The sequence below is a fragment of the Campylobacter sp. JMF_08 NE1 genome, from assembly GCF_027737875.1.
Lineage (GTDB): Bacteria > Campylobacterota > Campylobacteria > Campylobacterales > Campylobacteraceae > Campylobacter_B.
In genome coordinates this window covers 22,169-35,528 of sequence record NZ_JAOVUC010000009.1, presented here as the reverse complement: position 1 = coordinate 35,528, position 13,360 = coordinate 22,169, and the positions used below count along the sequence as shown (strand labels likewise).

Sequence of the window (13,360 nt, the reverse complement as noted above, 5' to 3'; positions counted from 1 at the left end):
TAAATTCGAAATTCAACCTAAATTTAGCATTGAACGATTTTTGAATTTTAGGCTAAATTTTGAAATTCTCCGTAAGGGGGAAGGGGGCTTGAATTACTCTGCTTCGCTTCGCTCGCAAGAAATGCCGGCTGTCGCCGTCGCTACGCTCATTTTGCGAGGTCGCGCCCCTTCCCCCTTACAATCCCCCAACCCTCGACGACGCTTTACAAGGTGGCTAAATTTAGAAAAACTTCGTTTTTCTAAATTTAGCTGATTTTATTTTACTGAAATGCTTCGCATTTCTGTGCAATTGCAAAGTAAAATTCCGGGGCAGTGTTTGTGGAAATTAAAATTTCAAAATTTTATCTATATCAAAGCAAAATAAGGCTAAAATGCTCAGATTAATTTGAAATTTAAAGGAAGCAATAAATGCGTTGTCCCATGGCGACTTGATATTATCGGTGTTTTTCTAGGGCTAATCATTTATTCACGCATATTCATGCCGCGCTAGCGGCGCAAAATTCAGACTTTTTCTCAATACAATTTATAAAATTTTAAAACAAAAAGGATAAAAATGAAAAGTTATATCACAGGTTTTCCGCGCATTGGCGAGCAACGAGAATTAAAAAAAGCATTAGAGAGTTTTTGGGCAGGAAAGTGCGAACTTGGCGCACTAGAAAAGGTAGCAGACGAGTTAAAAGATCGTCACATAAAATACCAGTTAGAGGCATGGACTGGCTTAATTAGCGTAAATGATTTCTCATTTTATGATTTAATGCTCGATAATAGCGTGCTTTTTGGCGCAGTGCCTGAGAGATTTGCGCCTTTGAGTGGAGCGGAGCAGTATTTTGCGATGGCGCGTGGAAACAAAGACGCCGTGGCAATGGAAATGACAAAGTGGTTTAACACAAACTACCACTACATCGTGCCTGAAATCAGCAAAAATACAAAATTTAGCCTAAACGCAGACAAAATTCTAAACGAATACAAAGCAGCTAAAAATAACGATTTTAAGGATAGTTGCGCGTTGAAGATAAATTTAATCGGACCGATAACTTATCTAGCACTTTCAAAAAGCACGGACGGAAGCGAACCACTAGCTAAACTTGATGAGCTAGTAGAAAAATACGCCGAGCTTCTAGGCGAGATTTCAGCCCTTGATAACGAAGTCGTCGTTCAAATAGACGAGCCGATTTTCGTAACCGATAGGGGCGTGGAGCTAACGGGAAAAATCGCACCTGTTTATAACAAGCTAAATTCGGTCGCTTCAAACATTAAAATCGTATTTATGACATATTTCGAACACGCCACAGAAGCGTTAAAAGAAGTCGTTAAAACGGACATTTGGGCTGTGGGGTTAGATTTCGTCTATGCGAGTAAAGAAAATATCAAAGCCGAGCTTGAAATCCTAAAAAATGCGAAAACTACGCTATTTGCAGGGGTTATTGATGGACGAAATATATGGAAAAGCGACATTGATAAAAAACTAGAATTTTTGGAATTCGTCGCGCAGTATGTCAGCAAAGATCGCCTTTATGTGGGAACTTCGTGTTCGCTTTTGCATGTGCCATTTACGCTAAAATATGAAGAAAAACTAAACCCTGAGATTAAATTGTGGCTAAGTTTTGCGTGTGAAAAACTAGAAGAAGTCTGCATTTTAACGCACCTTTTCTTTAAAATTCCAATCTGCGACAGCGGTATCAAAAAATATGAAGAAAATCAAAAATCTGCCAAAACACGCTTAAATTCGCCGTTAATCCACGATATAGCGGTGCAAAATCGCGTGAAAAATTTAACCAAATTTGAGCGAAGTGATAAATTTGAAGACCGCATTAAAATTCAGCGCGAAGCCCTTGCTTACGGCGATTTGCCGACCACGACGATAGGCTCTTTCCCACAAACAACTGAACTTCGCCAAGTCCGCAACGCCTATAAAAAGGGTCTAATTAGCAAGGAAGCCTACGAAAAAGACATAAAAGCCTATATCGATGAGTGTGTGGCGTTTCAAGAAGAGATTGGGCTTGATATTTTAGTCCATGGTGAGCCTGAGCGAAACGACATGGTTGAGTATTTTGGCGAACAGCTCAAAGGCTACGCATTTAGCGCAAACGGCTGGGTGCAAAGCTACGGCAGTCGCTGCGTAAAACCGCCACTTTTATTTGGCGATGTTAGCCGTCCAAAGGCGATGACCGTGGAGTGGATAAAATACGCGCAAGGCAAAACAAGCAAGATTATGAAGGGTATGCTAACTGGACCTGTAACTATTATGAATTGGTCGTTTGTGCGTGATGATAAGCCTAGAAGCGAGGTTGTCAAGCAACTAGCTTTGGCAATTAGTGATGAAATTTCTGATTTACAAGTTGCAGGTATTAAGATAATCCAGGTCGATGAAGCAGCCTTTAAAGAGGGTTATCCACTTCGTAAGGAAAATATCGGCGAGTATGAAAAATTTTCAGTCGGAGCGTTTAAGCTCGCAGTTTCAAGCGCAGACGCTAAGACGCAAATTCACACTCACATGTGCTATTCTGAATTTAACGATATTATCAAAACGATTGAAGCGATGGACGCCGATGTTATCAGCATAGAAACGGCGCGTTCTGGCAACGAATTACTTAAAATTTTTAAATCGGTCGGCTACAAACAAGAAGTAGGACCTGGCGTGTATGATATACACAGCCCTCGCGTGCCAAGCGTAGAGGAAATGGTAGCGCAAATCAACGCACTTTTAGAAGTTTTACCAAAATCTCAGCTTTGGATAAATCCTGATTGTGGGCTTAAAACTCGCAAATGGGAAGAGGTAAAACCAAGCTTAAAAAATATGGTAGAAGCTGTGAAAATCGTAAGAGGATAGGAGTAATGCAGCGCGAGCAGGGCGGTGCAAAGCCCTGCGCGCTTCATAATCAACTAAAATGACATTTTTTTCGCCCGAGTTTATTTTGCTTTTTACGCTGTTTTTTGCCCTGTATTGGTCGCAAAAAGACAGCGTCTTTATCCAAAAAATCCTAATTTTGGCTGCAAGTTACGGCTTCGTCTGCTCTGTAAGCCCAAAATTTGGCGCGATTTTGTTTGCTTACTCGTGCTTTATCTATTTTGCTGGGAAATTTTTGAGGCGAAATTCCAGCAATTCTGCCATTTTATCGGCAGTTTTTGGCTCTATTTGTTTTTTGTGTTTTTTCAAATATTTTAGCCATATTAGAGAATTTTTCGCCATTGTTACAAATTTTTTTGGACTTTCCCCAATCGAGTCAATCGCCCTGCCACTGGGCATTTCATACTACACTTTTATGTCGATAACCTATCTCGTGGCTGTGGGCAAAAAGCAGTGCGAGGGGGCGGATTTTTTGAGTTTGCTTTGCTATCTCGCGTTTTTCCCAAGCGTGGTAATGGGTCCCATAGGCAGGGCAGTCGTGCATAAAAATTCCAAAGGATACATTAAAATTTATCCGGTTTTGCCACAATTTAATCAAAAAAAGAGCTTTAAAAACGGCGATAAAATTCTCGCGTTTTTTATCATCGGCGCTTTTAAAGTTCTTGTCATTTGCGGTCATCTCACGCCGTTTGTGGGTGAGATTTTTAGCAATATTTACGATTTTAGCGAGGTTAGCGCACTAAAAATTGTGTTGGCGATTTTGCTTTATTCTTTTGTGATTTATACGAATTTTAGCGGATTTATCGACATTGCGCGCGCCCTAGCGCTGGCACTTGGATTTGCTTTGCCACGCAACTTTCACATGCCATATACTGCGCGAAATATCGATCAGTTTTGGGATAGGTGGCATATCAGCCTTTCTACCTTTATCCGCGATTACATTTATATTCCGCTTGGCGGGAATTGTGGCTGGGGCAAAAAACTGCCAGTAAAGCTCAAAATCGGCGCAAAGAAAAAGAAAAAGAAAAAAGCCAAAAAAGAGATAATCGAATTTGTCGAAGTGCGCGGTGCGTGGAAGTTTTGGCGTATGAATTTGAATATAATGCTAGCGTTTTTGCTCTCTGGAATTTGGCATGGAGTGGGGCTAAATTTCGCCATTTGGGGGGCGTTGCATGGCTTAGCATGCGTGTGGTTAAAGTGCCTACGCGCCTGCAAAGTAAAGCCGCTAAATTTACACTTTTCTAGGTTGATTACCTTTATCTATGTCAGTTTTGCGTGGGTGTTTTTCGCAAACACTGATTTTAGCGAGATTGGCGCGATTTTCTCGGCTTTAATCACAGCGCCGATTTATCAGAGCAAATTTGAAATTTTGCTAGTTTTGGCTGTTTTGATTTTTGTTTTGATTTATCCTAAATTTTTGGTTACAAACCGCCTAATTGAGGGCTTTTTAAAGAGATTGCCATTTTGGCTAAAAGGGGTAGTTTTGGGCGCGGTTTTTTGCGCGATTTATCTTTTGATGCCAAGTGGAATTCCAAATTTTATTTATGCGAGTTTTTAGATGATTAAATTTTTGTTTTCGTTGGTTGTGGCGTTTTTGATTTTAGCTTTTTTTGCGCAAAATTCCTTGATTTATTACGCGAATTCGCGCTTTGGCTCGAATTTTGGTTTAGAAGAGTATTTGACGAATTCGCCTTTGAGATTTGGGGGCGAATTACAATCAAACATTAGCCAAAAAATCCAAAATTTCACGCCAAATTTAAAGGCGAAATTTGCGAGCTTCTCTCCGCAAACAGCCACTTACACGCTTGCTAGTAACACTGCGCCCGTTATCGCTCCAAGCGATAAAGATGCAATCATCGAGCGCGAGCTCAAAAAAATCGAAGCAGTCAAGCTAACCGATACAACTTTGCCTAAAATTGATAATAACAAAAGCGCGAATTTAAGCGTGCCAAAGCCTAGCGAGGCGAACGAAACCGCGCCAGTTTCCAAGCCAAAAATTGCGAAAAAATCTAATGAAAAAATCGCGCTTAAAGCCGGTCAAACCGTGCTATTTATCGGCGATAGCCTAATGCAGTATGTGGGTATGAGCGCTAAGAAATTTTTCCCAAAATCAGGGCTAAAAGTGCTAGATCTTAGCAAGCAATCAACCGGCCTAGTCGATAAAAAGGGGCACAACTGGCAACAGGTTTTATCCGAAAATTTGGCAAATAACGAAAATATCGGGCTAGTGGTGGTGTTTTTGGGTGCGAACGATACTCACCCGCGCAAGATTAATGGAGCTGTGCGAAGCGTAGGGAGCGAGGTTTGGAGCGAATTTTATGCTAGCAGGGTCAGGGAGATTTACGATACTGCCGAAAAATACGGCGCAAAGGTGCTGTGGCTGGGGCTTCCGTGCATGAACGAAGCGAAATTTGAGCAAAAAACCGAGGCGATTAACAAAGTCTATAAAAGTGTGAATAAAGAATTTGGCGAAATTTACATGCCTACAAGCCCATTTGTGTGTGAAAATGGCGCATACAAGGTCTATCTCAAAAATGGCAAAAGCCAAATTCGCGTCCGCCAAGACGACGGAATCCACATCAGTAAAAAAGGCTGTGAAATCATAACCCAAAAAATCTTAGCAAGGATTAGCGTTGAATAGCCTTGTGCGCGCGCTTTTCGCGGTTTTGCTCTGCATTAGTGGCGCGCTAGCGCAGGGCTTTGGGGTGAAGTTTTTGGGCGATTCACACCTTGGAAGCGACGCGCTAATACAGGCATTTAGAGATGAATTTTTTGGTGGAGGCGACGATAGCGTGGGCTTTATCGCCCCGCTAATGCCTAAATTCCACGCTAGTGAGGCGGTGAAATTTAAAAACGAGGGCTTTGAGATTATCTCATCGCGCAGGGATACAGACCCGGATTTCCCGCTATGTGGGGTCATCGCAAGGGCGAGAAATGGGGCGAGCTTGCAAATCGAGCTTAAAAAGCTAAGTGGCGAATTTGAGGTCGAAGTGCTTCACAGAGTGGGCGGAAATGGCGAAATTTTCGAGATTATCGACGCTAGCGGGCGGAAATTTCGCATAAATCATCTTTTGCGAAATTCTTGGGAATACACTCGCTTTACGCTCGCTTTTCCGGTGCAAATCCGCTCTTTGCGCGAGGGAGCCGAGCTTGGCGGGTATAAAATTTACCGCAAAAATGGCAGTTTCGCTGATAGTTGCGCTAGTAATGGCGCGTATTCGAGTGTGTATCAAAAATGGGGCAAAAACGCCTTTATTAGGGATTTGGCACGACTTGATTACGAGCTTTTTATCATCGCTTATGGCACAAACGACGCCCTTGATAGCAACTTTGATGAGGCGAAATTTTACGCGACTCTACGGGGGTTGGTGCGCTCGCTTCGCAAAGGCTCGCGCAGAGCAAAAATCCTGCTCATTGCCCCGCCTCGCAGCCCCAAAGTGCCAAACGCCGCGCGCGCAGCAGCCGTGATAAGGCACCTAGCCAGCGATATGAGGCTTATGTTTTATGATTTTGATATGGCGATGAGCGAGGATGGAGGCTGGGAGGGCTGGCGCAAAATGGGGCTAATCAGACCCGATGAAATCCACCTAGAAGCTGGGGGTTACGAGAGGCTTGGGCAAAATCTAGCCAGGCTTTTGAAGCGAAATTTGATAGAATTTTAAATTTAGCATAACCCGCTAGCGCAACCTTTTAAACACTGCCCCGGAATTTGTAAATTTTGTATAATCTGTCATTGCGAGCAAAGCGAAGCAATCCAGTAAAATTTTCAGCACACTTCAACTTAAATTTTACTTCCAATTTGTCATTGCGAGAATTTTTTGCGAAGCAAAAATTCGAAGCAATCTACGAATATAAAATTTCAAGGCAGTGTTTTTGCAGAATTTATAAAATTTCGCCTAAAATTTCAGTGTTCGTTCAATGCTAAATTTAAGTAGAATTTTGCTTTAAATTTTACTGGATTGCTTCGGCGTTATCACGCCTCGCAATGACAGTGAATTTACACACTTTAAATTTTATGCTCGTAGATTGCTTCGAGCCTTTCGGCTCTCGCAATGACAAATTAGGCAAAATTCGTGCTAATCTATGAATTTAAAATTTCGGGGCAGTATTTTGCAGAAATTTGAAATTTAAAATTTCACTGCTGTATCAGGCCTGGTGCAGTTCTCTCATGCCTTTTATGCAAATTTCCACTACTTCTTTAATGTCCATATTAAGCATTTCGTAACCCTTTAAAATCACGCTTCTATCGCATTTGGCGGCAAATTTTTTATCTTTAAATTTCTTCATTACACTGCTAGCGCCTAAATCCGCAAAGCCGTTTGGGCGCATTTTGGCGCAGGCATCGATTATGCCTGTTAGCTCATCGACGCAAAATAGGCTTTTTTCTAAATTTGAAATCGGCTTGACATCAGTGCAAATGCCGTATCCGTGGCTGAGTATCGCCCGCACGCTAGCTTCATCTACGCCAGCGCCCAAAAGTGGCCCCTTCGTGTGCGCTAGGTGCTCGTCTGGGAATTTTTCGTAGTCGAAATCGTGCAGATAGCCGATTGCTTGCCAGTATTCTTTATCCTCGCCGAAATGCTCCGCCATAGCCCCCATTGCGGCCATTACATTTTCGCAATGCGCGATTAAATTTGGCTGTGAAATTGCGCCTGAGATTAAATCTTTTGCCATTTTCAAATTTAACATTATTTTTTCTCGCTTTCGTTTCGTGCTTTCATTTTTTCAAATTCGATTGAAATTTCGCTTAAATTTGGCTCGTCCGCCATTTTATCTAGCACAGAGTTGTATTTATTGACTAGCATTATGGCAATCATCGAAAATGTAAATCCGGGCAGTAGCGAATAAATATAGCCCGATAAATCGGCAATTATCCAGATTATGACGGTGATTCCGCCCACTAGCATGCCACACAGCGCGCTTAAAGCGCTCATGTGTTTAGAATACAGGCTAAAAAGCAGCACCGCGCCAAAACTCGCGCCAAAGCCCGCCCAAGCGTGTCCGACGACATTTAAGACGCTATCGTCCCACAAAAACGCCGCAATCGTAGCTAGCACCGCGATGAAAACGACCGCGAGGCGGGAGACTAGGGTTTGCGTGGCTGATGAGACCTCTTTTTTATAAAATGCGAAAATGAAATCTTTTGTAACCGAGCTAGCACTGACCAAAAGCTGGCTAGAAATCGTGCTCATAATCGCAGCTAGCACGGCTGAAATAATCACGCCAAGGATAAATGGGTGGAAGAAAATTTTGCCAAGTTCTAGGAAAATTTTCTCTGGATCACTGATAGATAGGGAGTTTTGGTGAAAATACACTAGGCCGATTAGTCCGCTAGCCATCGCCCCAAGCAGTCCAAAAACCATCCACGAAATGCCAATTCTGCGCGCAGAACTCATCTCGGCTGAATTTCTAATCGCCATAAATCGCACGATGATATGAGGCTGTCCAAAATAGCCAAACCCCCATGACAAAAGCCCCAAAATTCCAAGAAAAGTTTGCCCCTCAAACAGATCCAAATGCGACGGACTGATTTTTGATACCTCGTTCCAAAAGCTCGAACTATCTGGGATTTGTAGCGCATTAAACGAAAATGCTGGAATCATAATTAGCACTATAAACATTAACGCGCCTTGAAAAGCGTCTGTTATCGCCACGGCCTTAAATCCGCCAAAAAATGTATAAAACACAACGATACAAATCGTCGCAATCGCGCCGTAAGCGAAATTTAGTCCGAAAAATGTCTCAAAGCTCTTTCCGCCTGCGATGATTCCGCTAGAAACATATAGCGTGAAAAATACGATAATCAAAAGCCCAGAGATTATGCGAAGAGATTTTGTTTTGTCTTTAAAACGATTTTCCAAAAAATCAGGGATTGTAATGCTATCGCTTGCGACTTCGGTGTAAATTCTAAGCCTTTTTGCGAGAAATTTATACGCACACCACGCACCGATACAAAGTCCGATTGCAATCCAAACTGTGCTAATTCCAGTAGCAAAAAACGCCCCAGGAAGCCCTAGAAGCATCCAACCGCTCATATCGCTTGCACCTGCGCTAAGTGCGGTTACAAAGGGGTTTAATCTGCGATTGTCGATGAGGTATTCGCTCAGGCTTGCGTTTTTGTCGTAGTAGTGTCTGCCGATGATGACGAGGGCTAGGAAATACATAGCGATCGAGGCATAGATCCAATAACTCATTTTCCACTCCTTAAAAGGTGCGATTTTATCAAAATTTACTTGAAATTTATCAAAATTTTAGTATGCTTTTAGGCTAAATTTTAATTTAAAGGCTGGGGATTGAACGAGAGAATTTTAAAGATTGTTTTTTCGTTGATTATCATCTGCGCAGGAATTTATTTTTGCTATCCAGATAACTTAACAGACGCGCGCAAAATGGCGCTTGTAAATGCTTATGGTGTTACGCTGATACTCACAAGTGGCGGTATCGCGCTTGGTATAGTTTTGGGATTTATTTTGGCGTTTTTGAAATTTTTGGATAATAAAATTTTAAATTTTATTATCGACGAGTATGTCGATATCATCCGTGGCACGCCGATAATCATACAGCTTATGATTTTTGTTTTTGTCGTTTTTGCGACTTGGCAAAACAATATTTTCGCCGCAATCGTAGCGTTAGGTCTTAACAGCTCGGCCTATGTGTGCGAGATCGTCCGTAGTGGAATAAACAGCGTCGATCGCGGTCAAATGGAGGCTGCGCGCGCTATGGGTCTGTCGTATTCGACAGCGATGAAAGTCATTGTTTTCCCGCAAGCGATAAAAAATATCTTGCCAGCTTTGGCAAACGAATTTATCAGCCTTTTTAAAGAAACTTCGGTCGTGGGACTTGTAGCGATTACGGATTTGACATTTTATTCAAAAAGCCTGCAAGCCTCGCTATATACGGTTCAGCCGATACTTTTCGCGGGTGTGATTTATTATGCGAGTGTGAAATTTTTCTCGCTTTTGGTTAAAATTTTAGAATCAAGGCTAAATAGACATGATTGAGATTACAAATTTAAGCAAAAATTATGGCGAGCTTTGTGTTTTGAAAAACATTTCAAAAACCATAAATAAAGGCGATATTGTCGCAATCATCGGACCTAGTGGGAGTGGAAAATCGACATTTTTGAGATGTTTAAATTTGCTCGAAACCCCAAGCGAGGGCAGTATCAAAATCGGTGGCGCAGACATTACCGATAAAAAAACCGATATCAATAAAATTCGCCAAAAAGTCAGCATGGTTTTTCAGCATTTTAACCTTTTTGCGAATAAAAATGTTTTGCAAAATTTAACCCTAGCCCCGGTAAAAGCTGGAATTTATACCCCAGAAAAAGCCAAAGAAAAGGCAATGGAGCTTTTGCGAAAAGTGGGTTTGGAAAGCAAGGCGGAGGCTTTCCCGCACAAACTCTCAGGCGGGCAAAAACAGCGCATCGCAATCGCTAGAAGCCTAGCGATGAACCCAGATGTGATACTCTTCGACGAGCCTACGAGCGCGCTAGATCCTGAGATGATAGGTGAGGTTTTAGCTCTTATGAAAGAGGTTGCCAAAGAGGGCATTACAATGCTTGTCGTAACCCATGAAATGGGCTTTGCGCGCAATGTGGCAAATAGAATATTTTTTATGGACGGCGGAAATATTTTAGTCGATGATACGCCTAAAAATGTTTTTGAAAATCCGCAAAATCCGCGCTTAAAAGACTTTTTAAACAAAATTTTAAACCATTAAAAGGAGCAGAAATGAAAAAATTTCTTAAATTTATGTTGGCAGCTAGCTTGGTTGGCTCAATTGCTTGTGCAAAAGATGTCTATGTAATGGGCACAAACGCCGAATATCCGCCATTTGAGTTCGTAGATGAAAACTCAACTATCACTGGATTTGATATTGATTTGGTAAATGAAATTTCAAAAAGAGCCGATTTGAAAATCGAAATTTTAAATATGAGCTTTGACGGCTTAATCCCAGCGCTAAAAAGCGGCAAAATCGATCTAGCAGGATCAGGTATGAGCGCGACAGCAGAGAGAAGAAACGCTGTGGATTTCACAAATTCATACTATGAGGTTGAAAATTTATATATCAAACACAAAGACGACGATAGCCTAAAAACCAAAGACGATCTTAAAGGCAAACGCCTAACAGCGCAACTTGGCACAATCCAAGAAAACGCAATCCGCGAAATTCCTAGCGCAGATGTCAATCCAGCAGAAACCGTGTTTGCTGGCGTGCTACTAGTAAAAAACAAAAAGGTCGATGCGCTTTGCGTGGATTCATCTGTGGGCGTGGAGTATTTGAAGAAAAACGACGATATCGTGGAGTTTATGAGAGAGTCTGACGGAAGCGACGGATTTGCCTTTGCTTTCGATAAGGGCAAATATCCTGAGCTTGTGGAGAAATTCAACAAAGCAATCGATGAGATGAAGAAAGATGGCTCATACGACAAACTTTTAGAAAAATACAACCTAAAATAATCCAAATTTGGCGCAAAATTTAGCCTTTAAATTTTGCGCTTTTTTCTATTTAAAGGGCTTTTATGAAAAAACTGATTTTTATATTTTTATCGCTTTTGGTTACGAGTGCGTGTGCGAGAAATGATGATTTTATCGTGGCGAAATTCCTAGGCTTCGTCCAAGACGAGGATAGATTGCTTTTTAAACGGGGCAAGACAAGGCTAATGTGCAAATTTAGCGAAGTTACGCTAATTAGTGAAAAGCAAGTCGCTAAATGTATCAAAGACAAAAAAGATTTAAAAACTTTCAAAAAAGATCAAAAAAATATGATCGAAAAATTTCTCGTCCCAACCCAGCGATATTTCATAAAAATCAAAGCCGAGGGCAAAAACGAGCTGATTTGCGATATCAGCACCGAAAAGTCAAATTTGGGGCTAGATTTGGTAAGGGCTGGACTTGCTATGCCTAAAAACGACGATAAAGAGGCGTTTGTGAAGGCTAGCGTTTTGGCGATTGAGGGCGAAAAAGGGTTTTTTGGCAAAAAATATTCAAAGGTAAGCAAATGCGCCTTTGGCATAAAAGATGAGCCAAAATCAAAGCCTTCTGAGCCTAAAAAAGAGCCTAGTGCAGAGCAACCTGCGCCTAAAACAGAAGAGCCAACTCCAAACAAACCAACGATAGAAATGTCAATCAATGAGTGAAATTTACGCCATTACCGATGATGTTTTGACGCCAAATTCTAGTGTTTTTTCGCAGGTGCGTGAAATTTTAGATAGTGGCGTCAAACTCGTGCAGTATCGCTCCAAACTCCCGTGCCAAGACGAAACTCTCATCGCCTCGCTAATCTCACTTTGCGAGGATTATGGCGCGAAGCTAATCATCAATGATAATGTCGCTTTGGCGAAAAAACTCCGCGCTCACGGCGTGCATATCGGCAAGGATGACGGCGAGATAAAATCCGTGCGAGAGTATTTGGGGCGAGATAAAATCATCGGCGTAACTTGCTACTCTGATTTAGAGCGAGCGAGAGCGGCGCAAGAGGGTGGTGCGAGTTACGCTGCGTTTGGGGCGATGTTTGCCAGCTCCACCAAAAAAGAGGCCTCGCTTTGTCCGCACGAAATCGTGCAAATGGCAAAGCGTGAGCTTGAAATCCCAGTTGCGATAATTGGCGGGATTAGCGAGCAAAATTTAGCCCAAATTTTGGCGTTAAACCCCGATTATATCGCGCTTGTGAGTGCGATTTACAGACCAAATAGCATTTCGCAAAACATACAAAATTTACAAGGCATAATCAATGGATATAATTAGTGCGATAATTTTAGGCGTTGTCGAGGGGCTGACCGAGTTTTTGCCCGTAAGCTCGACAGGACACATGATTTTGGCGTCGCATTTTTTGGGCTTGGAGCAGACAGACGCGCTTAAATGCTTCGAGGTCGTAATTCAACTAGGCTCGATTTTAGCGGTAGTTTTTATGTTTTTTGAGCGACTTAAACAGGATTTTTCGCTTTGGGTGAAGCTAATGGTCGGATTTTTCCCCACAGCAATCATCGGATTTTTGATGTATAAGACGATAAAATCGCTATTTTCGCCTGCTACGACAGCGTATATGCTTGTCATTTGGGGCGTGATTTTTATCGTGGTCGAGTTACTTCGCAAGAAAAATCCGCCTAAAAGCCAGAGCGAACATTTCAGCGAAATTTCATACAAACAAGCTTTTATAATCGGGCTTTCGCAGTGTTTTGCTATGGTGCCGGGCACTTCTAGATCGGGAGCGACCATTATCGCTGGGCTTCTTTGTGGGCTTAGCCGAAATTTAGCGGCCAGGTTTAGCTTTTTGCTTGCGATTCCTACGATGTTTGCGGCGACTTTGTATGATACTTACAAAAATCTTGACACCTTCGCGCAAAATTCGCAAAATATTTGGATATTTTTAGTCGGTGGCGTTGTGGCGTTTTTCGTCGCACTTCTTGCTATAAAGCTATTTTTGAGCTTTGTTAGCAAATTTGACTTTATCCCGTTTGGAATTTATCGCATTATTGTAGGAATTTTGTTTTTGTTTGTGATTTTGTGA

General features: G+C 42.0%; 12 protein-coding genes. 10 read left to right on the top strand and 2 right to left on the bottom strand.

The window, feature by feature from the left end:
- The first annotated feature begins 553 nt into the window (after window positions 1-553).
- From metE to OFN91_RS07485, 4 genes are read left to right on the top strand one after another with little or no spacing between them, the layout of a single operon-like run.
- Entirely contained in the window at window positions 554-2,830 is a 2,277-nt protein-coding gene (metE, locus tag OFN91_RS07500) for a 5-methyltetrahydropteroyltriglutamate--homocysteine S-methyltransferase (RefSeq protein ID WP_270873808.1), read from the top strand.
- A 58-nt stretch (window positions 2,831-2,888) separates the two neighbouring features.
- Entirely contained in the window at window positions 2,889-4,406 is a 1,518-nt protein-coding gene (locus OFN91_RS07495) for an MBOAT family O-acyltransferase (protein WP_270873807.1), read from the top strand.
- Complete coding sequence (locus OFN91_RS07490) at window positions 4,407-5,489, top strand: SGNH/GDSL hydrolase family protein (RefSeq protein ID WP_270873806.1); 1,083 nt, start codon at window positions 4,407-4,409, stop codon at window positions 5,487-5,489.
- Entirely contained in the window at window positions 5,482-6,510 is a 1,029-nt protein-coding gene (locus OFN91_RS07485) for a GDSL-type esterase/lipase family protein (protein ID WP_270873805.1), read from the top strand. The genes OFN91_RS07490 and OFN91_RS07485 overlap by 8 nt, the downstream gene beginning before the upstream one ends.
- 484 nt (window positions 6,511-6,994) lie before the next feature.
- Here OFN91_RS07485 and OFN91_RS07480 read toward each other — a convergent pair whose 3' ends face one another.
- On the bottom strand, window positions 6,995-7,537 hold the full coding sequence (locus OFN91_RS07480; RefSeq protein WP_270873804.1) for an HD domain-containing protein: 543 nt from the start codon (window positions 7,535-7,537) through the stop codon (window positions 6,995-6,997).
- On the bottom strand, window positions 7,537-9,042 hold the full coding sequence (gene putP, locus OFN91_RS07475) for a sodium/proline symporter PutP (protein ID WP_270873803.1): 1,506 nt from the start codon (window positions 9,040-9,042) through the stop codon (window positions 7,537-7,539). Before putP ends, OFN91_RS07480 begins: the two co-directional genes overlap by 1 nt.
- 99 nt (window positions 9,043-9,141) lie before the next feature.
- Between putP and OFN91_RS07470 the strand changes: the two genes are divergently transcribed.
- The 6 genes from OFN91_RS07470 (at window position 9,142) to OFN91_RS07445 (ending at window position 13,360) form a co-directional block, all read left to right on the top strand.
- Window positions 9,142-9,849: an amino acid ABC transporter permease gene (locus OFN91_RS07470; RefSeq protein ID WP_270859767.1), complete on the top strand. Its 708-nt coding sequence runs from the start codon at window positions 9,142-9,144 to the stop codon at window positions 9,847-9,849.
- Window positions 9,842-10,570 (top strand): amino acid ABC transporter ATP-binding protein, encoded by a 729-nt coding sequence (locus OFN91_RS07465; protein ID WP_270873802.1) that lies wholly within the window; start codon window positions 9,842-9,844, stop codon window positions 10,568-10,570. The genes OFN91_RS07470 and OFN91_RS07465 overlap by 8 nt, the downstream gene beginning before the upstream one ends.
- 11 nt (window positions 10,571-10,581) lie before the next feature.
- A complete protein-coding gene (locus tag OFN91_RS07460) occupies window positions 10,582-11,310 on the top strand; it encodes a basic amino acid ABC transporter substrate-binding protein (RefSeq protein ID WP_270862778.1) in 729 nt (242 codons plus the stop codon).
- 62 nt (window positions 11,311-11,372) lie between these two features.
- Window positions 11,373-11,990, top strand: a complete 618-nt coding sequence (locus tag OFN91_RS07455; RefSeq protein ID WP_270873801.1) for a hypothetical protein — start codon at window positions 11,373-11,375, stop codon at window positions 11,988-11,990.
- The gene (gene thiE / locus OFN91_RS07450; protein ID WP_270873800.1) at window positions 11,983-12,597 is read left to right on the top strand and encodes a thiamine phosphate synthase; all 615 of its coding nucleotides are present in this window, start codon (window positions 11,983-11,985) and stop codon (window positions 12,595-12,597) included. The genes OFN91_RS07455 and thiE overlap by 8 nt, the downstream gene beginning before the upstream one ends.
- Window positions 12,584-13,360: an undecaprenyl-diphosphate phosphatase gene (locus tag OFN91_RS07445; RefSeq protein ID WP_270873799.1), complete on the top strand. Its 777-nt coding sequence runs from the start codon at window positions 12,584-12,586 to the stop codon at window positions 13,358-13,360. Before thiE ends, OFN91_RS07445 begins: the two co-directional genes overlap by 14 nt.